The organism is Chitinophaga filiformis (assembly GCF_021646545.1).
GTDB classification, from domain to species: domain Bacteria; phylum Bacteroidota; class Bacteroidia; order Chitinophagales; family Chitinophagaceae; genus Chitinophaga; species Chitinophaga filiformis_A.
Map to the genome: position 1 here is coordinate 736,935 of NZ_JAKIRP010000001.1, position 20,663 is coordinate 757,597.

The following is a 20,663-nucleotide window of genomic DNA, read 5'->3' on the forward strand; positions in this document are numbered from 1 at the left end:
ACACAATATTAAAAAGAATTTCATCACAAAAGAAAAAAAATGCAAACTTTTTTATTCACACACTAAAAAAAATGTGGATAACAACAGTTACAACGAAGCGTTAAAACTTCTTTTCTCTTCTTCATGAAACCAAAACGGGTGAACAATCATATCGTATTCTCTACTACCTTTGCTTCACTAAACAACAGAAAACATGAAGTTTAATGAACCGATCGCGGTAACGGAAATAGCAGCATTCATAGGCGCAGAGCTGGAAGGCGACGATACGTTGATGGCCACGGGCATCAATGAGATCCATAAGGTAGAACCAGGTGATATCTCGTTTGTGGACTTCGCGAAGTACTATGATGCCTGCCTGAAATCAGCAGCTACGATTATTATCATCAACAAAAAAGTAGCTTGCCCTCCGGGTAAAGTGTTACTCGTGTCAGACGATCCGTTCAGTGCTTATGTGAAACTTGTGAAACGCTTCCGTCCTTTTGAACCAGCCACCAACCCCATCAGCGATTCTGCTGTAATAGGCGAGGGGACTATCATACAGCCAAATGTATTCATTGGTAATCATGTTACTATCGGTACCAATTGTATCATTCATCCCAACGTAACTATTTACGACAATTCCATTATCGGGAACAACGTGATCATCCATGCGGGTACTGTTATCGGTGCCGATGCCTTCTACTTTAAAAAACGGGCCGACAGGGAGGTGATGTACGATAAAATGGAAAGCTGCGGAAGGGTGATCATTGAAGATGATGTTGAAATAGGCGCCGGTTGTACCATTGACAAAGGTGTAAGTGGCGATACCATCATAGGTCGTGGCACGAAATTCGATAACATGATCCATATAGGACATGGCACCGTTATCGGCCGTAACTGTCTCTTCGCTGGTCAGGTAGGTGTGGGCGGTAAAGCGCATATACAGGACAATGTGATCCTTTGGGGACAGGTAGGTGTTTCCAAAGACCTGACTATCGGAAAGGGTGCTGTTGTATTGGCGCAAAGCGGTGTACCTTCTTCCCTCGAAGGCGGTAAGGTATACTTTGGCTCTCCAGTAGAAGATGCAAAAGTTAAAATGAAGGAAATAAACTGGATCAAACGTATTCCTGAGATCTGGCAAAAGCTGTATGGCAATTGATATACTATTTCAAAGGCTTCATGTGTTGCATGAAGCCTTTTAGTTTAAGCACCCTTTCTATGTTCCGTAATATTCTTGCCCTCATATTTGTGATTGCCGGCTGTACTAATGTATGGGCCCAGGATGGACTTTATACTTCCGCGCAGGAATGGCCTGTTAAGATCAGCGACGGATGGTTTACCGCCAGAACGATCTCCTTTGGTCAGTATACTACCTCTTCCCGGAAGAACGGGATAGCCGATGCGGCAGCGATCAGTTTCATTAAAGACCCCATCAACCCGTTCAATATCCGGGTAAGCGGCAGGGATGAGAACATACTGATACAAGTCATACAGGCAGCGCATGTTGCTTTCTCCGGCCATTCCCTGCCCTCATTTCTGGACAATATGCCGGCAACTGCACACTTCTCCTACATACTGATCAACGGGACGAAAAATGAGCCTTTAAAACGATGGGAGATGATCCTGAAAGATGTGAATTACCTGGAACTTAATGAGAACAAACCGGCAGGCACCCTGCGCGCGGGCGATGATGAGGTACGTATTACAGCTCATAACCGCTTCGGAACTAAAAACTCCTATGAAAATATCTGTTATGAGTTTCACATCCGCCGGCAGGTAGTAGCGGCTGTAGTTACGGGAGCGCGTCCCCGTGTATGGATGAGCGCGGAGATGGAGGGAAAGCCTCTCCAACCGGTATTGGTTGCTGCTATAGGCGCGCTTCTTGTCAGGTAAGGTTTATCCCTCCCGGCGCTTCTGCTCCAGGAAGGCCTGGCACATATCAGCAATTGTTGTTTGTAATGGTGTAAAAGAGAATCCCGGCAATGCCTTCAGGATCTTTTCATTGCTATAGTAGACTTTCATTTGTGCCGTTCTGGCTGTTTCTTTTGTCAGCAGTGCCTTTTTACCGGATAGCTTACTTTTTAACGCTTCTACTCTCCATACTATTTCCGCCATCCAGGGCTTCACAGGTTTATGAGGCGGCTTTTTGCCCAGCTGCTGTGCCATTTCTTTAAACAGGTCATAGTACTTCCAGTTATCGGTTGTCAGCACGAAACGTTCTCCTTCTATATCGCTTTCCATCAGCCGGAACATGACTTCCGCCACATCGCGTACGTCAGTGAAACCGTTGATACCGTCTGTATAATACGGAAACTCTTTCCAGGCATTCTTTATCAGCATACCGGAACCGTCGTCCCAGTAACCGGCGCCCAGTATAATACCCGGGTTAACAATCGCAACATCCAGTCCTTCTGCCATTCCTCTCCAGGCTTCCATTTCTGCCAGGTGTTTACTAATACTATACCTGGAATTGTTACTACCTTCCCGCCATTCACTGGATTCATCAAGCACGCCATCTACTCTTGCCCTGCCCAGTGCAGCAGTGGAACTGACATGCACCAGCTTTCTGACCCCGGCGTCGATGGAGAGGTTAACCACATTGGCCGTTCCTTCTACGTTCACCTTCATCATCCGGTCCTGCTCTTCGGGACGGAAAGACACGACGCCTGCACAGTGGTAGACCTTGTCTACACCCTGCATAGCATCTTCCAGGGCGCTGACATCGAGCACGTCGCCCTTTACCCATTCTATTTTATGCCGTATATCTTCTACCTGCGGAGGAATTGCTGTGCGGTACAATGCCCGTACCGGCTGCCCGACATTCACCAGTTTACGTAATAAATGACTGCCTAAAAAACCTGTGCCACCCGTAACTAAATTCATGAAATAAGTCCCGTTTGCGTCAAAGATAATTATAAAATCCCTTCCCGCTTTTCTTACCCAATGCACCTTCTTCCACCTTGGCTATCTGTAACGGGCTGGGAGCAAAGCGGGGGGCCCCGTTATAAGCCTCATAGAGAGAGCGTGTTACAGCCAGGTTTACATCGTTGCCTATCAGGTCCATCAGCGCAAAAGGCCCCATGCGGAATCCTGCGCTTTCCAGCAGGCGGTCTATACTTTTATACGATGCGGCTCCTTCTGCGGCTATCTGCATCGCTTCGAGGTAGTAGTGCCGGGCTACCCTGTTCACGATAAATCCGGGAATATCCTGCACCATTACCGGCGTCTTTCCCAATCGTTGCGACAATGTGTATAAGAGCTCAGTCACATAGGGGGCAGTATCTTTCCCCCTGACGATCTCCACCAGTTTCATTACTGGCGCAGGATTGAAGAAGTGCATACCTGCCACCCGCTCGGGATGATCTATTCCGGCAGCGATGCCAGTCACCGGCAGGGAAGAGGTATTACTTGCGAGTATGGTTGCTGGTGTATTGATGGCGGCCAGCTGACTGAATAACGCAGTTTTTATCTCCAGCTTTTCAACAATGGCTTCTATGACCAATTCGGCACGGCAATCTGCTACCTGAGCGGTATAAGTTATCCGCCCGAGGATGGCGTCTTTCTCTTCAGCGCTCATCTTAGCTTTCTTTACGGCATTGTCGAGCTGCAACGTGATTTGCTGCTGTGCTTTTTCAAGCATTGCCGCCTGTACATCGAACAATATGGTACGGTAACCGCTTGCTGCTGCTACTTGTGCAATACCAGCGCCCATGGTGCCGGCGCCACATACAGCAATCGTTTTAATCTGGTCAGCTGTGATCATACGGGGAATTTATCGGGGTAAAAAAGACAAAGGAGAAAACGGCGGATTTACAAACGCACGTTTTCTCCTTTGCAACAATCTTTATTTCAGTCGTCAGAGCGCTCCTTCAAACTGTTCCAGGAACCGGGTATCATTTTCAGAGAACAACCTGAGGTCTTTGATCTGGTAATTCAGCATGGTGATACGTTCTATACCCATTCCAAAAGCGAAACCGGTATATTTCTCAGGATCGATACCACAATTTTCCAGCACTTTCGGATGCACCATACCACAACCCAGGATCTCTACCCAGCCGGTATGTTTACATACATTACATCCTGAACCGCCGCAGATCTGGCAGGATATATCCATTTCAGCGCTTGGTTCAGTGAAAGGGAAGTAGGAAGGACGGAAACGGATACGGGTATTTTCTCCGAACAGTTCCTTCACAAAGTGGTATAATGTCTGTTTCAGATCGGCAAATGATACATTCTCATCAATGTACAGCCCTTCCACCTGGTGGAAGAAACAGTGTGCCCTGGCAGAGATGGTTTCATTACGATACACACGTCCGGGACAGATGATTCGGATAGGCAGCTTACCGGTTTCCATCGCCCTTACCTGTACGGAAGAGGTGTGGGTACGCAGCAGCCAGTCCGGATTTTTGCTGATGTAGAAGGTATCCTGCATATCACGTGCAGGGTGATTTTCCGGCAGGTTGAGCGCGGTGAAGTTATGCCAGTCGTCTTCTATTTCCGGTCCCTCTGCAATGGCAAAACCCAGACGCTCAAATATGCTGATGATCTTATTTCTTACAACGCTTATAGGGTGGCGGGTGCCCAGCCGGTGTGGCTCTGCCGGCAGCGTCAGGTCTGCATCGGTAGCAGCTGCAGCCGCGCCGTCTTTCAGGTGCTCAAACTGAGCATACCTTTCTTCCGCCAGTTGTTTAAACCCGTTCAGAACTTGCCCGAACTCTTTTTTACGCTCGTTTGGCACCTGTTTCATCTCGCCAAACATAGCTTTTACGATCCCTTTTGTTCCAAGGAATTTAATGCGGTATTGTTCAAGATCCGCAGCCGTGGCTGGCTCGAATGCTAATATTTCCTGTTTGTAGGCAGCTATTTGCTGTTCTATCTGATCCATAGTCGGCAAAGATAATTAAAAGATCAGTTTATACCCTACCCCCCTTATATTCACGATCTGTACCCGCGGGTCATCTTTCAGGTACCTCCGCAGCTTCGTGATAAACACGTCCATGCTGCGGGCATTGAAAAAGCTGTCGTCTCCCCAGAGGTCCAGCAATACGGTCTTCCTTTCCATCACCTGGTTCAGGTTTTCCGACAACCGCCGCAGTATTTCTGCTTCCCGGTGGGAGAGGAACTCCGTATTATTGTTCCGGGTAAGGGTCTGTTTTGTATAATTGAACATATACTGGCCTATCTGAATGACATCAGCGCCAGCATCAGAAGCGGCCGGCGTCTCTTTGAACCGCTGCAACAGGGCCTTTATACGCACGATCAGCTCATCCATGCTGAAGGGCTTTTTCAGGTAGTCATTCCCCCCCAGTTCAAACCCTTTTACCACATCTGTGGTCTGGGATTTTGCCGTGAGGAAGATGATAGGCGTGGTTTTATCCTGCCGCCTGATCTCTGTTGTAACCGTAAAACCGTCCATATTAGGCATCATGATATCCAGCACGACTACGTCCGGTTTATGCTCCTCGTATAAACGAAGCCCCTCTTTGCCGTCAGCGGCGTAGAGCATTTCAAAGCCCCTCATTTCCAGGCTGTCTTTCACTATCTGTCCCAGCTGCCATTCGTCCTCTATCAGTAATACTTTTGACATAGTTGCAGGTGTTAAACGGGTATTTGTATGATAAATTCACTTCCTTTTTCCGGTTCACTATGCACTTTGATCGTGCCTCCGTGCAGCTCCACGATCTTCTTTACATAGCTGAGCCCCAGTCCGAAACCCTTTACATTATGCAGGTTGCCGGTGGGTACCCTGAAAAAAGTGTCAAAGATGTTTTCCTGGTATACCTTCGGTATGCCGATCCCATTATCCTTTACACGGATAACCAGTTTCCCGCCTTCCAGCATGCTTTTGATGTATACGGACGGATGATCTCCGGAGTACTTGATCGCATTGTCCACCAGGTTGCTGATCGCATTGGTCAGGTGAGTTTTATCAACATCCACCGACTGCTCTCCCAGCAGGTTATCATAACGGAACTGCACAGGGCGGCCGGCTTTCAGCTGGTGATTAGTAATGATACTATCCATCACCTCGCCGATATCTGTATCTTCTTTGAACAATTCAATCTCTTCTCTTTCCTCTGCAGCAATATGCAGCACTTTTTCTACCAGGTCAGACAGTCTTTGCAGCTCCTGCTTGGAGATGTCGAGATAGGTCTGCGTTTTCCGCTGGTCATTCAGGGCATTGAAGTTCTGCATGGCTTCCACCGCTGCAGATACAGTAGCAATAGGCGTCTTCAGCTCGTGCGTCATGTTATTGATAAAGTCATTCTTCACTTCCGAAAGCCGTTTCTGTTTCAGGATGGTACGAAGCATATACACAAAACAGATAGTCGTCAGCACCAGCAGCGCCAGAGAACCTGCCAGTGTCCACATCATCTTCGCCAGGATGTATTGTAAGGGCGACTCAAACTTTGCCTGTACAAAGAGATTACTGGCCGGGTTAAAAGGTATTTTGGACGTTTTTAATGGCGGTCTCTTTCTCAGACTGTCCCTGAAACTCTCCCGGTTGTATCCGTTGAAACTAATGTGGAAGGTATCCAGCACGTAAGGTGTCAGTATCTGGCGGGCATGCAATTCGGCAGTAAATACAGAGTCCAGTTTGATCAGCTTCACGCTGTCGCTGGTCAGGTTATTCAGCAGAATAAGATCAGAGATCTGTCTGGCCAATGTATCTGCAAACTCGTTGCCCGGGCGAATTTCTCGTCTGCGTTTAATCGTGTCTGTTAACATTTCCTCACGCATGTCAGCCCGCTTACGCAATCTGGGCATATCGCCCTGTGGAGGCATATCGTGCGGTATCCTGAACGAATCCCGGTCTCTTCCGTAATTACGGAAGTAGCGGCGCACGTCAGCAAACTGTTTATTAAAAACAGCCGTCCGTAAAGATTCATTGATGTCTTTATTAAACTGATCGAGTTGTATATGATAGGAATTGTACAGCCAGTATCCCTGGAAGAAATAGATGCCAAGTATACATACACACATTAGTATCAGAATGTTGCGGATCCGCTGACGCATAAATTGCCGATTTTTCGCTGTTAAGTACGCTCCCGCTGCCGGGTATGTTACAAAGCTATTGGTTCCTCACGTACCCGCCTTGTGCCCTTAACAATAATTAACAGTAAATAAAGCTATTTAACCAACAATTGAAAACCGAATAATGACTTTTGTATCAGAAAAAAATCAGAGCATATGAAGAACTTTTCAAAAACACTCCTTAGCGCTGCATTGGTTGCATTCTGCGGCATGACAGCCTTTGCGCAGGATAAGAATACCGGCGTGATCGACTATGAAATAAATGCAAAGATGCCTCAACGTGGTGGTAATGAAGGTGACGGAGAAGAGCAGGTGATTACCTTCAATCAACACTTCTACTTCACTGGTGGCAAAGGCAAGCTTGAGACGGAACGTCCTGATTTCGGTGGTCGTGGTTTTGGTGGCGGACGTCCCGGCGCTGGACAGGGAGGCAATGGTGGTGGCCGCGGTGGTCGCTTTGGTGGTATGCGTGGTAACTTCGGAGGCGGATATGTAGACCTCAGTGGAAAGAAATACCTGCAGGTTTTCTCCAAACCGGAAGACAGCACTAAGACTTACTACGCAGAAGAAGCCTATGCTCCTGCCAAGGATGCTAAACTGGCCGACAAGACGAAGAAAATTGCCGGTTACAATTGTAAAAAAGCGACTGTTACTGTGCGTAACGAAGAATACACGGTATGGTATACACAAGACCTTCCTTTCAGCTACAGCCCTATCAATGGCCTGTTACCTGACGGTAATGGTGTAGTACTCTCTGCAGAAAGCAGCAGACGCTCTTTTACTGCTACCAAGGTGGACTTTAAACCAGTAACAACAGATGTTACATTACCGGCAAATGCAGAAAAAGTAACTGAAGACCAGTTGCGTGACATGCGCCGTGAAGCGATGCAGAAATTCCGTGAGCGGCAAAACGGGAATTAAATAAGACACTAATTTGCATCGTTCCTTCTTACCAATTCCCTTTTCATGAAAAGAATTACCCTTATTGCTACTTTACTGTTCCTGTTTGCGCTCTCCACACAAGCGCAGCAGGGGCAGATAAAGGGATTACTGACTGACTCTTCTGCAACACATCCTTTACCGGATGCAACCGTAGCCCTGCTGAATGGCAGGGATTCTTCCCTGGCGGCTACCGCCTTTACTGATAAAAAAGGGGCATTCTCTTTCACCGGTATCGCACTGGGCAACTACAGAGTATACATCACTTTCCTGGGTTACCAGCCGGTTTTTAAAAGCGTCACGATTTCGGCAACCCAGCCTGTATCGGATATGGGAACCATACAACTCAAAGGCAAGGGCCTGCTGCTGAATGAAGTCGAGATCGTCCAGGAAGTGCCTCCCGTGGTGGTAAAACTGGATACACTGGAATTCAACGCAGGTTCTTTTAAGACGAGGGAAAATGCGGTTGTGGAAGATCTGTTGAAAAAGTTGCCGGGCGTATCAGTAGATAAAGATGGCGTAATCACGGCACAGGGGGAAACCGTGAAAAGGGTATTGGTAGATGGCAAACCTTTTTTCAGTGATGATCCTAAACTGGCCACCAAGAACCTGCCGGCAGATATCATCGATAAGATACAGCTGATAGACCGTAAATCTGACCAGGCACAGTTCACCGGCATTGACGATGGCAACACGGAAAAAGCTATCAACATCACGATCAAAAAAGATAAGAAAAAGGGCTTCTTCGGCAGAGCATCTGCCGGTTATGGAGACAACGATCGCTTTGCTGTCAACGCAAGTCTGAATACCTTCCAGGACAACAGGCAGTTATCCTTCCTGGGAAGTGGCAATAACGTGAATAATCTTGGTTATACCTTCAACGACGTCTTCAACTTCAACGGCAATGGCAGTGGAGGAGGAGGCAACGGAGGTGGTGGTGGCCGCGCCGGCGGAGGCGGCCGCGGTGCGGCACAATCCACCATTAGTAGTCTTGGCGGAAACAATGCCACTGGCATTACCCGTAACTGGAATGCAGGGTTTAACTACAACCAGGACTTCGGCTCAAAGCTGAAAATCAATGGCAGCTACTTTATCAACGATACGCGGACAGAAACAAGCAAACGTAGTAACAAACAAACCTTTCTGGCCGATACCACCTACTATTATAATCAGCAGTCTGGTTCCCTTACCGACAATAACAATCACCGGCTGAACATGCGGGTTGAATACCAGATAGACTCTATGCATTCATTGATCGTTACCCCCAGTTTCAGTTATTCTGATGGTTCTACCAATACACTCAATCAATATGAATCGCTGGATGAGAATAAGGTTCAAACGATAGACGGGGAGTCCAGAAACCGTAGCCATGCTACTTCTCCTAACTTCTCGACGACCGCATTGTTCAGAAAGAAATTCAATAAGATCGGCCGTACACTCAGCGCTAATCTCAGCTTCGGGTACAATACGACCACCAGAGAGAATTTCTTCAAAACAACAGACATACATCTGGCAACAGCTGCTACAGATTCTTTCACCACCGGTTATGACAGGATGACCAATGCGGATAATATGGGACGCAATATGGGAGTAAGACTGACCTATACCGAGCCGCTCATGAAAGACCGCTTCCTGGAAGTATCCTATGCGTGGAATAATAACTATAGCGATTCCAGGAACCTCACGTATGACATTAATGGCGCCAGTGGTAAATACGATAAACTGAATGACAGTCTGACCAACATATTCGAGAATACATTCACCACGCAACAGGCGGGCATCAATATCCGTACGCAGAAACTGAAGTATGATTATACCTTCGGAATGAATGTACAGTTCAGCAGTCTGCTAAACGACAACGTAAGCAGGAAAACACAAATTGACCAGCGTACCGTTAACTTCTATCCCTCAGCATCATTCAATTATAATTTTCAGAGAGGCAAACGACTGCGCTTCCGCTATAATGGTAGCACATCGCAACCAACAGTGACACAGTTGCAACCACTGCCAGACCTGACCAGTTCATTGTATGTGCAACAAGGTAATCCTGACCTGAAGCCGTCTTTTTCACATAGTATCAACATGGGCTATAACGTATTTAATAACAGTACGTTCCGTGGATTCTTTACCAATGTGAATGCCAGCTTTACAAGCAATAAGATCGTGAATGCGAACCGTGTTGACACGTCAGGCAAGCAGTATACGAAGCCGGTCAATTCAAACGGCGCATACAACCTTAGTGCATTTGCAGTAAATACCATTCCCATTAAAAAACTGAAGAGTTCTGTGAATCTCAACACCAATGTGAACTACAACCGGGATGTAAGTTTCACAGGTACTGAAATAGACTTTTCAAGGCTAATGAGAAGTTATACCAGGAACTTTGGTATCACACAGGGAGTGAGCTTCAACTATACATACAAGGAGCTGTTCGATTTCTCTACCAGTGCCAGTGTAAACTACAGTGGCGCACGGTATGACATCCAGCCAAACAATAACACAGATTATTTCAACTACGCATTCTCATTTGATTATAACGTGAATCTGCCCTATGGTTTCATCATAGGAAGCGATGTTACCTATACGCTGAATGCGGGCAGGGCAGAAGGTTACAACGTTGATGTAACTATGCTGAACGCATTCATTTCAAAAAGCGTATTCAAAGATAAGAGAGGTCTGATAAAACTGAGCGGTTATGACCTGTTACATCAGAACGTAAGTGTGGGTCGTAATACAGGTGAGAACTATATTGAAGACGTGAACAACATGGTGCTACAGAGATATTTCATGATCAGCTTCACGTACTTCATCAACAAATTTGCGGGTAGTAACAATAACAATGGCGAACGCCGCAGAATGGGCCCTCCGGGAATGCGGATGGGCGCTCCGGGATTCATGCGGGGAGGTTGATAAGGCAATACATAAATGCAAAAGGTCTCACAGTTGTGAGACCTTTTTTTATTGGTAAATGTAAAATGACTCCGAAGTTGATGATTCATTGAAAGGTTGAAAGGATAACAAAGGTGGAGACGTACTTCCTCCTTCATGCCTCCAGCTTTGAAACCTTACAACCTTAGTATTTTTCTGCTGTTGCTTATGGCACTATAACCCGGCTACTTTGCATCTCAGCCGTTTTGCGTTCCCTGATACTCTGCGTTATTCTTCTTACTACCCAGCTCAGTGTAAATGTTGGAATAAAATCCAGACCAGGAAATAGTTCTTCCATGAAGTTGAAAACACTTCCGAAAGCGCCCAGACTACTGCCAAACATTCTGTAAAAAATAATAGCAGAAATGGGGGCCCAGATCACATCACTTACTTCTCCTAAAACCGGCACAGTATAGCTTGCACATCCAATCAGGTCCATTACAACACAAGTCCATAATGCAGGGGTAAATCTTCTTTCCATGCAGACCTCCGCTTTAAATGTTATCTATGTATAATCAAATAGCTTACCAATTTCAATTATGGTTGAGCGGTACGGGAATTACGAGGCGGTGTTGTGGCGTTCTTTTGGAATAAACATCTGTAATACAATCTCTTAAAAAATGCTGATTTACTGGGTCTATATATTCGTAATTCTGCTAATCAAACATAATTGTCCTCTAAATATTAGAACGTATTGGCACAGTACAAAGTTACGAACTATTTAAGGTAACAGCTGTACGCAAATTTTAAATTGCGTAGTTTCACGGTCAACAGTAAATACTTTACCAACATGCTTAACCAAAATTCCCGCCGCGATATGATCAAAAAAGCCGCTGCTATGGCGTTTGCATCCACTTCACTGGCTTCCCTTTCCACCCGTGTGATGGCCCACGAGGGAAAAATGGATGAAAAACTGAAAGGTCAGATCAATCATTCCGTATGTGCCTGGTGTTACAACGACATTCCACTGGAAGATCTCTGCAAGGCATCCAACAGGATTGGCCTGCAGGCAATAGACCTCCTGGACCCGAAAGACTTTGCGATTGCAAAAAAATATGACCTGACCTGCGCCATGGTGGCTTCTATCAATAAAGACTGGAATATTGGCCGCGGTTGGAACAGGGAAGCGCATCACGATCAGCTCGTTACTTACTACGAACACCTGATAGATGAGACATCGAAAGCCGGCTTCACAAACCTGATCTGCTTCTCAGGCAACAGGGAAGGGCTGGACGACCAGGCGGGCATTGAGAATTGCGCCAAAGGCCTGAAGCGTATCATGAGCTACGCCGAAAAGAAAAAAGTGACCATCGTAATGGAGCTGCTGAACAGTAAGGTAAACCATCCAGATTATCAGTGCGATCACACAAACTGGGGGGTAGAGCTGTGTAAGGCTATTGGCTCCGAGCGTTTTAAACTGCTTTACGACATTTATCACATGCAGATCATGGAAGGAGATGTGATCCAGACCATTCGCAATAATCACCAGTATTTTGCCCATTATCACACCGGTGGCGTTCCGGGCAGGAACGAGATCGATGAAACACAGGAGCTGTATTATCCCGCTATCATGAAGGCTATTCACGAAACAGGTTTCAAGGGTTTCGTAGCACAGGAATTTGTGCCTAAACGTGCTGACAAGCTGGCCTCCCTGAAACAGGGCGTGGAGATCTGCGATATCTAATGTTTCCAGTCCTGCCTTAAGATCCCCATCACCACGGTGTCTGCATATTGACCATGGAGTTTGGCGCTGTGGCGGAGAATACCCTCTTTGGCAAAGCCCAGGCGGATGGGGATCTGGGCACTTTCTGCATTCTGCAGCGCAAAACGCACTTCTAATTTATTCAGTTTCAACGTCTGAAAAGCAAACGATACCAGCGCTTTGCAGGCGTTTACCGCAATGCCTTTACCGCGGAATTCTTCCCCCAGCCAATACCCGATCTCTGCTTTGTCCAGTTGATGATCCCAGCAATGCAGGTCTATTACCCCACACAGCTGCTGCTGATACCAGACGCCAAATGCTATAGCTTCCTGGTCTTCGGCCTTTCTCAGCATCATCTCAATAAAACGTAGTGTATGTTCCTGATTGGTATTGTAATCTACCCAGGGCAGAAACCGGCGCAGGCTCCTGCGTGAAGCATCCAGTTGGTTAAAGAGGGTCGGTGCATGCTCAGGCTGTAATTGCCTGAGCGTAATCATTTCATTAACAGGTAATTCCAGCATAAAAAAAACGAGGTTTGGCGAACTGCCAAACCTCAAAAGTAACAAAATCCTAATTCTTTGCTATCAGCTGCTGCTTCTGCATATCCTTTACGATCTGCTTTGCAAACAGGTAGGCCTGCCTATAGGCTGTTGGAGGGTCTACTGAATCGGTCTGCGCATTATAGATCAGTTTCTTTTCTTTCAGGTCATACAGATTGGTATCCCATTGATATTTCGTATTCACCTGGTAATACCCCGGATTGTACATGCTTCCATACCATCCTCTGTAATAAGGCCCAAAACCACCGTAGTATGGATACCCATACGGACCGTAGTTAGGTACATATGATCTTTCACGGGACTTGTCGACCATGGCGATCGTCATTACCTGCGCCACATCGCTGTTCCGGAATTTCTTTAATGCAGCCTTTTCATCTCCTTTAGCCAGGGCGTCATCCGGGCCATAGGTAGCGTAAGCAGAAACCGCATTATAGCCTTCTTTCTTCAGTTCGGAAACCAGGTTATTTTCCATCAGTATACGCAGATTGCGTTCTTTTGCCGGCACCAGCGCTATTACCATGATCTTGTTTTCCTGCTGTAACCGGGCTTCCGGTGTTTTCCAGGACGAAGTCAGCTTAGTGCTGGTACAAGCTGTCACCGACAGCAATCCAATGGCCATCAAAAATAATCCTAACTTTTTCATATTTCCTCCTTTTAACTACCTGTTAGACGGTGGCAGGAGGGAAGAGTTACATGACAGGAATAAATTAACATTTCTTTGATTGTCAGATAAGTAGAAAATTCCAGATGCTGGAAATTTGGTCCGGAAACTGGAATTTCGCATCATCTTTATTCCTCCCAATGGAACTTTTCCTGATCAGATTAAATTGGGGATACGGTATGTACATGACGCATAAAAAAGCCCGGAAATCATACGATCTCCGGGCCTCTTTCTTATGTCAGTATATCAGATTAGTAATTGATGACCTGCTCCTGAATTCCTTGCGGAATATCGCGGAATTCATACAGCTGGGTACGCAGTTGCGGTTCAAATCCCGCTTCTTTGATAGCTTCCTGCATCGAGCGGTAGGTAAACCTGTGAGGAGCACCGGCTGCACTTACCACGTTTTCCTCGATCATGATGGAACCGAAATCGTTCGCTCCGGCATGCAGACATATCTGCGCTACCTGTTTGCCTACTGTCAGCCAGGAAGCCTGGATATTTTTAATATTAGGCAGCATAATGCGGCTCAGCGCAATCATACGAATATACTCCTCTGAAGTGGTCATATTGTGTACACCACGAATGCGGGATAACAGGGTATCCACATCCTGGAACGTCCACGGAATGAATGCGGTAAAGCCGTAATGACCTTCCGGTTTTTCACTCTGTACCTGCCTGATATCGGCAAAGTGCTGGAAACGTTCCATTAATGTTTCGACATGGCCAAACATCATGGTTGCCGAAGATGGTATATTCAGCTTGTGGGCAGCCCTCATCACATCCAGCCATTCCTGCGCGCCGCATTTACCTTTGGAGATCAACCTGCGTACACGGTCATTCAATATTTCCGCTCCGGCGCCGGGCAGACTTGCCATACCGGCTTCTTTCAGTGCTGACAGCACTTCGATGTGGGTACTTTTTTCCAGTTTAGTGATGTGTGCTACTTCGGGGGGCCCGAGTGCATGCAGCTTAACGGTAGGGTATAACTGCTTCAGCTGTTTGAAAGTATCTACATAGAATTTCAGCCCCAGTTCCGGATGGTGACCTCCCTGCAGGAGCAGCTGGTCTCCGCCAAACTTCAGCGTTTCTTCTATCTTTTTCTTGTATTCGTCGATGGTGGTAATGTAGGCTTCTGCGTGGCCGGGTACCCGGTAGAAATTGCAGAACTTACAGTTAGCCGTACACACGTTGGTGGTGTTCACATTGCGGTCTATCTGCCAGGTCACCTTTCCATGTGGCACCTGTTGCTTACGCAGCTCATTCGCAATGTCCATCAGTTCTGCAAGCGGAGCCTTCTCAAATAGATAAATCCCTTCTTCCGGTGTAAGCCACTCGAAGTTTAATGCTTTCCTGTATAGATCTTTCAGTTCCATGATGGACAAAGGTAGGAATAATGTTAAATTTATAGCATCGTTATTCTGTTACGGTAACTGTATGCAAAAATCTACGCTGTTGAAGCACTGTTGGCTCATAATAATTGCCATTACTTGTTTATTCCACGTTGCCACCGCGCAAACGCAACCTACAACTGCCAGCCCCCGGAAACCGGGGGAGTTGATCACCCGTTTCCCGTTCAAACAATACTATGGAGGTGTGGTTGTGATACGCGCCTGTCTGGCGGGCATTCCCGATACCCTGCAGTTCATCCTGGATACCGGCAGCGCCGGCATTTCACTCGACACCAATACCTGCATCCAATTGGGCATTCACCTGACGCCTACCGATAGGATCGTCCGTGGTGTAGGGGGATCCAAAACCGTCTCATTTGCCATGGACAGGAGCCTGCAGTTACCTGGTTTACAGGTAGATAGCCTCGATTTCCATATCAATGATTATGAGTTGATCAGCCAGGTGTATGGTTTGCAGGTAGACGGCATTGTCGGTTATAGCCTGCTGAGTAAATTCATTGTACAGGTGGATTATGATACGGAGATGATCTCCATTTATGAAAAAGGCCCGTTCTCCTATCCCAAAGGAGGTCAGCTGATGCGCCCTTCACTGACGCTGATCCCTATTGTGAATGCCTTCCTGAAAAACGGAAAGGCGCAACACTATAACCGTTACTATTTTGATACCGGCGCCGGTATGTGCCTCCTGCTTTCCCAACAGTTTGTGAAAGACAGCGCCATCCTTTCCTCACGGAAAAGGCAGCGCAAGGTGATACAGACGGAAGCGCAGGGGCTGGGAGGAAAAATGACCATGGACATTACTACCATCCAGGAGTTTAAGCTGGGTAACTATTCCTTCCGGAACGTTCCCGTCTACATCTTTGATGATGTTACGAATGTAACGGCCTATCCATTCCTCGGTGGCATGGTTGGCAACGACCTGTTACGCAGGTTCAATCTCATACTGAATTACGGTAAGAAGGAGATCTACGTGATGCCTAACTCCCATTACAAAGATCCTTTTGACTATTCCTATACAGGTCTGATCATTTACCTGATAGACGGCAGGGTGGAGGTTACCGATATCATTAAAGGTTCTCCGGCCGAAAAAGCCGGCCTGCAAAAAGGAGATCTCATCATCGCCGTCAACAATATCTTCTCCGGCAACCTTCAACTATACCGCGACATTCTCAAAAATGTCGGCACCCGGCCTACTTTGCTGATAATGCGCAATAAAGAGCTGATGATAAAAAAAATCCAGATCAAAAGCATATTATAAGTGTCTGAAATAATACATTGCACAATCCTCCGTTAGGATCATGAATGGGGGAGTTCCCCCGTCAGGGACACTTTATAAGGAGACAATGTTTATCGTGAGACAGTATCTTATTGCTATACTTGTTTGCCTGCCGGCTTTTCTTCAAGCGCAGGATGCCACCAGCCAGAAACCGGTTGCCACACTGCCTTTCCTTTTGTATGACAGGTATATGGTCATCAGTACCACACTTTCCGGCACAACACCTGCCGGTCTCCCGCCGGACAGCCTTCATTTCATCTTCGATACCGGAGCTGAAGTAACCACCCTGAGTAGACAAACCGCCGACCAGCTGGGATTGCAGACCAAGGATGACGGCGGACTAAGTGGCACTGACGCGGTAGTGGTGCGGGTACCAACGGCCACCATTAATGTATTATACCTCGATAAAACCAGGTTGCCCTTCGTTAAGGTGTACATTGAGCCCCTGGATGAATTTCGGGATCTGAATATAAAAATAGACGGCATTATCGGCGTGGACCTGCTGAAATCCTTCATCGTGAAGATCGACTATGAGAAACAGGTGCTGCAGCTCTACAGGTCTAATAAAACGCCGGCAAATACTCCCGGGCAGCGCCTGCCTCTGAGCCTGAATTTTAAGACCCCGGTGATAGAAGGCACAATTCATTTACCTGATGGCCAATCACTTAGCAGCCGCTTCCACTTCATTTCCGGAGGCGAATATGGTATTTTGTTCAACTTTCCATTTGTGGAAAAACACCAGCTCAATACCCGGCTGCCAGTACTGAGCACCGACAAGGTAAAAGATCTTTACAAAGAATTAACTTATACGAATACCAGCCTACCCAGTCTTGATCTGGGCCCAATACACCTGGAACTGGTGGCAGCCAGTTACAGCAAAGACGTGAATGATGCCGGCTCTCTGCATGAAATGGCTGGCTCTATCGGGTTTATGGTCTGGAGACAATTCCGTAGTATTACCGTCAATTATAGCGGACGCGAGCTATATCTCGAGAAATAAGACTCCGTCTATTCTCCCATTCTTTTAATTAAATTGCAACTCTCATAAACAGGGAAATATGATTCATTACAATAAATTCACCTTAGCCAACGGATTGCGCGTGATAGTGCATGAAGACCATACCACTCCCATGGCAGTGGTAAACGTGATGTACGACGTAGGCGCGCGCGACGAAGACGCCAGTAAGACCGGTTTTGCTCACCTGTTCGAACACCTGATGTTTGGAGGTTCTGTCAATATACCGGAATATGACGAGCCATTACAAATGGCTGGCGGCGAAAACAATGCATTTACCACCAGCGACCTCACCAACTACTATATTCAGTTACCTGCCGAAAATATAGAAACAGCCTTCTGGCTGGAAAGTGACCGCATGCTGTCCCTCGCTTTCAGCGAAAAGAGCCTGGACGTGCAGCGGAAGGTAGTTTGTGAGGAGTTTAAAGAACATTATATCAATAAGCCGTACGGCGATGTATGGCATAAAATGAGAGATCTGGCCTATGCAGTACATCCCTACAAATGGATGACGATAGGCAAGGAGCTTTCCCATATTGAAAATGCACGCCTGGAAGATGTGAAGGACTTCTTCTTCAAATATTACCGTCCAGCCAATGCCATACTGGTAGTCGGGGGTCATGTCACCACTGCACAGGTAAAAGCGCTGGCCGAAAAATGGTTTGGCGATATTCCTTCCGGCCAGCGTATACAACGTAACCTGCCGGTAGAACCACCACAAACTGCCGCTCATAAACTGGAAGTAAAAGCGAATGTGCCACTGGATGCATTGTATAAATGTTATCATATGCCCGGACGCACGACGAAAGAATATTATGCGATAGATCTGATCTCGGATATCCTGGGTGGTGGGCCTTCGTCCCGTCTGAACCAGGTGCTGGTAAAAGAGAAAAAGCTGTTCAGCAATATTGACTGTTATCACTTCGGCACACTGGATGCCGGCCTGCTTACCATTGAGGGTAAACTCGTCAAAGGAGTGAAAATGAAGGATGCGGAAAAAGCTATCCAGGAAGAAATAGATAAAATACAGCAGACGGTCATTCCTGAACGCGAATTGCAGAAAGTAAAAAACAGGGTGGAAAGTATGCTGGCCTTTGAGGACATGGGACTGCTTAACCGTGCAAACAACCTGGCATTCTATGAGCTGATCGGCGACGCGGCACTGATGAATGAAGAATTCAGCCACTACGAAGCTGTAACTTCTGCCGATATGCATCGCGAAGCACAGCATCTGTTTGACGAGAAAAATTCCAATACGATTTACTATTACGCAGGATAACACTGTCTGCCTGAATATTGACAGATCTTCCTTGTAAATAAATATGATTTAAGATTGATGATAAACCGGAAAATTGCCCCTGAGATAAAAGATGCCACCGAGTTCGATATTACACTGAAACCTTATGAAAAGGTTACACTGGACAACGGCATCCCAGTATATATCATAAAGTCTGATGAACAGGATACATTACAACTGGAATTAGTGTTCCCTGGCGGCAGCTGGTATGAAACAGAGAACCTGGTAGCTTCTGCGACCAACTTTCTCATGAAGAACGGCACCAGCAAACACTCCGCGCTTGAAATCAATGAGAGTATCGATTATTACGGTGCTTATCTGAACCGTAACAGTCACCATGAATATGCCACTTATACCCTGCATTGTCTCACTAAACACTTTGAGTCATTAGTTCCGGTATTACAGGAGGTGATCCAGGACCCGGTCTTCCCGGAAGAAGAACTGGCCATCTTCCGGCAGAACATGAAACAACGCCTGGCGGTGAACCTCCAGAAATGCGACTTCGTTGCCAACCGGCATATTGACAAGTACCTCTTTGGAGAATTTCACCCATATGGCAGGGTTAGCAGTATGGATGCATATGATGCATTACAGACGCCTACACTGCAGACCTTCTACAAACAGCATTATACTTACGACAGTTGTAAGATATTCGTAGCCGGCCATCTTCCCACCAATCTTATTGAGTTGCTGAATCAGGCTTTTGGTAAGGAAAAATGGAACGGAGACTCTTCTATTATCCGGCCGGATATGCCGGTATTAGCGGCAGAAGAGAGGAAGTTCCGCATCTTCAATGATGAAAATGGTGTACAGGGCGCTGTGCGTGTAGCACGTCCATTCCCGAACCGCTACCACCCGGACTTCCCTAAGATGCTGGTGCTGAACACCATTCTGGGCGGATACTTTGGTTCCCGCCTGATGAGCAACATCCGCGAAGAAAAAGGGTATACCTACGGCATTCATTCTCAGCTTTATAATTTCCGGCAGACCAGCGCTGTCAATATCCAGACGGAAGCCGGCAGGGATGTGTGCGAGGCGACCATAGAAGAGATCTATAAAGAACTACGTACCCTGCAAAAGGAAGTAGTTCCGGAAGACGAACTGCACCTGGTGCGTAACTTCATGATCGGCTCTATTCTGGGTGATCTCGATGGTGCCTTCGAAGTGATACAACGCTGGAAGAACCTGATCCTGAATGGGCTGGATGAAAACTATTTCTATAACAACATCAAGGTGATCAAGACAATTACCGCCGAAGAGCTCCAGGAACTGGCACAGGAATATTTCACTCCTGAAGATTTCTATGAGCTGGTTGTGATCTGATTCAGCTTAAAAAAGACATAAAAAAAGAAAGGGTTCTGCAATCAGAACCCTTTCTTTTTTATTATACATCACATATTATTATTTCACTATATTTGCGACCCTAATTGTTCAATCCTATGAAACGTTTTATCCTATGCTTGCCATTGTGCATATGCATGAATGTTTTCGCACAAACCAGTAAATCTGCCGTTGATTCTCTTGAAAAGCGTTACCAGCTTTGCCTGGCAGAGGGTAAGAGCCAGTATAACTGCGCCCTTCAGTATTATACCCAGATAGACAGCTTACTGAATACAGTATATCGCCAGTTATGCGATAACCTGGACAACAACCGCCGTGCTACTTTACAGATCTCCCAGGCCCAATGGGAAGAAAAGAGACAAACATATTTCAAGGATATTGACCTCCGTGTGGAAAAGAAACGGCCACAAACACTGGCTGGTCTCGATGATGATATGATCGTGACAGACAATAAAGCCGCTTTCCTGAAAACACGGTTAATGGAACTATTGGCAAGCAAACATTCCTGATAACTGATG

At 46.6% G+C, this 20,663-nt stretch carries 19 protein-coding genes; 10 read left to right on the plus strand and 9 right to left on the minus strand.

What is annotated here, in order from left to right; all coding sequences use genetic code 11:
• Positions 1–193 precede the first annotated feature (193 nt).
• Together L3C95_RS03035 and L3C95_RS03040 are read left to right on the plus strand one after the other, a co-directional pair.
• Positions 194–1,138 (plus strand): UDP-3-O-(3-hydroxymyristoyl)glucosamine N-acyltransferase, encoded by a 945-nt coding sequence (locus L3C95_RS03035; protein ID WP_236385059.1) that lies wholly within the window; start codon positions 194–196, stop codon positions 1,136–1,138.
• A 59-nt stretch (positions 1,139–1,197) separates the two neighbouring features.
• The gene (locus tag L3C95_RS03040; RefSeq protein WP_236385060.1) at positions 1,198–1,872 is read left to right on the plus strand and encodes a hypothetical protein; all 675 of its coding nucleotides are present in this window, start codon (positions 1,198–1,200) and stop codon (positions 1,870–1,872) included.
• Between the two features lie 3 nt (positions 1,873–1,875).
• Here L3C95_RS03040 and L3C95_RS03045 read toward each other — a convergent pair whose 3' ends face one another.
• From L3C95_RS03045 to L3C95_RS03065, 5 genes are all read right to left on the minus strand, one after another.
• Entirely contained in the window at positions 1,876–2,862 is a 987-nt protein-coding gene (locus L3C95_RS03045) for an NAD-dependent epimerase/dehydratase family protein (RefSeq protein ID WP_236385061.1), read from the minus strand.
• 19 nt (positions 2,863–2,881) lie between these two features.
• Entirely contained in the window at positions 2,882–3,742 is an 861-nt protein-coding gene (locus L3C95_RS03050) for a 3-hydroxyacyl-CoA dehydrogenase NAD-binding domain-containing protein (RefSeq protein ID WP_236385063.1), read from the minus strand.
• Positions 3,743–3,835: 93 nt separating this feature from the next.
• Positions 3,836–4,864 (minus strand): phenylalanine--tRNA ligase subunit alpha, encoded by a 1,029-nt coding sequence (gene pheS / locus L3C95_RS03055; RefSeq protein ID WP_236385065.1) that lies wholly within the window; start codon positions 4,862–4,864, stop codon positions 3,836–3,838.
• Positions 4,865–4,879: 15 nt separating this feature from the next.
• Positions 4,880–5,566 carry a response regulator transcription factor gene (locus L3C95_RS03060; protein ID WP_236385066.1) on the minus strand — a complete coding sequence of 229 codons (687 nt, stop codon included), beginning with the start codon at positions 5,564–5,566 and terminating at the stop codon, positions 4,880–4,882.
• 11 nt (positions 5,567–5,577) lie between these two features.
• Positions 5,578–6,996, minus strand: a complete 1,419-nt coding sequence (locus L3C95_RS03065) for a sensor histidine kinase (protein WP_236385067.1) — start codon at positions 6,994–6,996, stop codon at positions 5,578–5,580.
• Between the two features lie 174 nt (positions 6,997–7,170).
• Here L3C95_RS03065 and L3C95_RS03070 point away from each other — a divergent pair, with 174 nt between their 5' ends.
• Both L3C95_RS03070 and L3C95_RS03075 read left to right on the plus strand, forming a co-directional pair.
• Positions 7,171–7,935 (plus strand): GLPGLI family protein, encoded by a 765-nt coding sequence (locus tag L3C95_RS03070; RefSeq protein ID WP_236385068.1) that lies wholly within the window; start codon positions 7,171–7,173, stop codon positions 7,933–7,935.
• A 45-nt stretch (positions 7,936–7,980) separates the two neighbouring features.
• Positions 7,981–10,863 carry a TonB-dependent receptor gene (locus L3C95_RS03075; RefSeq protein ID WP_236385069.1) on the plus strand — a complete coding sequence of 961 codons (2,883 nt, stop codon included), beginning with the start codon at positions 7,981–7,983 and terminating at the stop codon, positions 10,861–10,863.
• A 184-nt stretch (positions 10,864–11,047) separates the two neighbouring features.
• On the opposite strand, the gene L3C95_RS03080 is transcribed toward L3C95_RS03075, so the two are convergent.
• A complete protein-coding gene (locus L3C95_RS03080; RefSeq protein WP_236385070.1) occupies positions 11,048–11,362 on the minus strand; it encodes a hypothetical protein in 315 nt (104 codons plus the stop codon).
• A 309-nt stretch (positions 11,363–11,671) separates the two neighbouring features.
• On the opposite strand from L3C95_RS03080, the gene L3C95_RS03085 reads away from it, so the two are divergent.
• Positions 11,672–12,565 carry a hydroxypyruvate isomerase family protein gene (locus L3C95_RS03085; RefSeq protein WP_236385076.1) on the plus strand — a complete coding sequence of 298 codons (894 nt, stop codon included), beginning with the start codon at positions 11,672–11,674 and terminating at the stop codon, positions 12,563–12,565.
• On the opposite strand, the gene L3C95_RS03090 is transcribed toward L3C95_RS03085, so the two are convergent.
• The 3 genes from L3C95_RS03090 to mqnC all read right to left on the minus strand — a co-directional run bounded on the left by L3C95_RS03090 (position 12,562) and on the right by mqnC (position 15,180).
• A complete protein-coding gene (locus tag L3C95_RS03090) occupies positions 12,562–13,104 on the minus strand; it encodes a GNAT family N-acetyltransferase (RefSeq protein ID WP_236385078.1) in 543 nt (180 codons plus the stop codon). The genes L3C95_RS03085 and L3C95_RS03090 overlap by 4 nt on opposite strands.
• A 49-nt stretch (positions 13,105–13,153) precedes the next feature.
• On the minus strand, positions 13,154–13,786 hold the full coding sequence (locus L3C95_RS03095) for a hypothetical protein (protein ID WP_236385080.1): 633 nt from the start codon (positions 13,784–13,786) through the stop codon (positions 13,154–13,156).
• A 269-nt stretch (positions 13,787–14,055) separates the two neighbouring features.
• Entirely contained in the window at positions 14,056–15,180 is a 1,125-nt protein-coding gene (mqnC, locus tag L3C95_RS03100; RefSeq protein ID WP_236385083.1) for a cyclic dehypoxanthinyl futalosine synthase, read from the minus strand.
• Positions 15,181–15,361: 181 nt separating this feature from the next.
• Between mqnC and L3C95_RS03105 the strand changes: the two genes are divergently transcribed.
• The 5 genes from L3C95_RS03105 to L3C95_RS03125 all read left to right on the plus strand — a co-directional run bounded on the left by L3C95_RS03105 (position 15,362) and on the right by L3C95_RS03125 (position 20,654).
• Positions 15,362–16,474 (plus strand): aspartyl protease family protein, encoded by a 1,113-nt coding sequence (locus tag L3C95_RS03105; RefSeq protein WP_236385084.1) that lies wholly within the window; start codon positions 15,362–15,364, stop codon positions 16,472–16,474.
• 85 nt (positions 16,475–16,559) lie between these two features.
• Entirely contained in the window at positions 16,560–17,492 is a 933-nt protein-coding gene (locus L3C95_RS03110) for a retropepsin-like aspartic protease (protein WP_236385086.1), read from the plus strand.
• 58 nt (positions 17,493–17,550) lie between these two features.
• Positions 17,551–18,786: a M16 family metallopeptidase gene (locus L3C95_RS03115; RefSeq protein ID WP_236385091.1), complete on the plus strand. Its 1,236-nt coding sequence runs from the start codon at positions 17,551–17,553 to the stop codon at positions 18,784–18,786.
• Between the two features lie 57 nt (positions 18,787–18,843).
• Positions 18,844–20,127: a M16 family metallopeptidase gene (locus L3C95_RS03120; protein WP_236385092.1), complete on the plus strand. Its 1,284-nt coding sequence runs from the start codon at positions 18,844–18,846 to the stop codon at positions 20,125–20,127.
• Between the two features lie 116 nt (positions 20,128–20,243).
• Positions 20,244–20,654, plus strand: a complete 411-nt coding sequence (locus L3C95_RS03125; RefSeq protein ID WP_236385095.1) for a lysozyme inhibitor LprI family protein — start codon at positions 20,244–20,246, stop codon at positions 20,652–20,654.
• Positions 20,655–20,663: the final 9 nt, after the last annotated feature.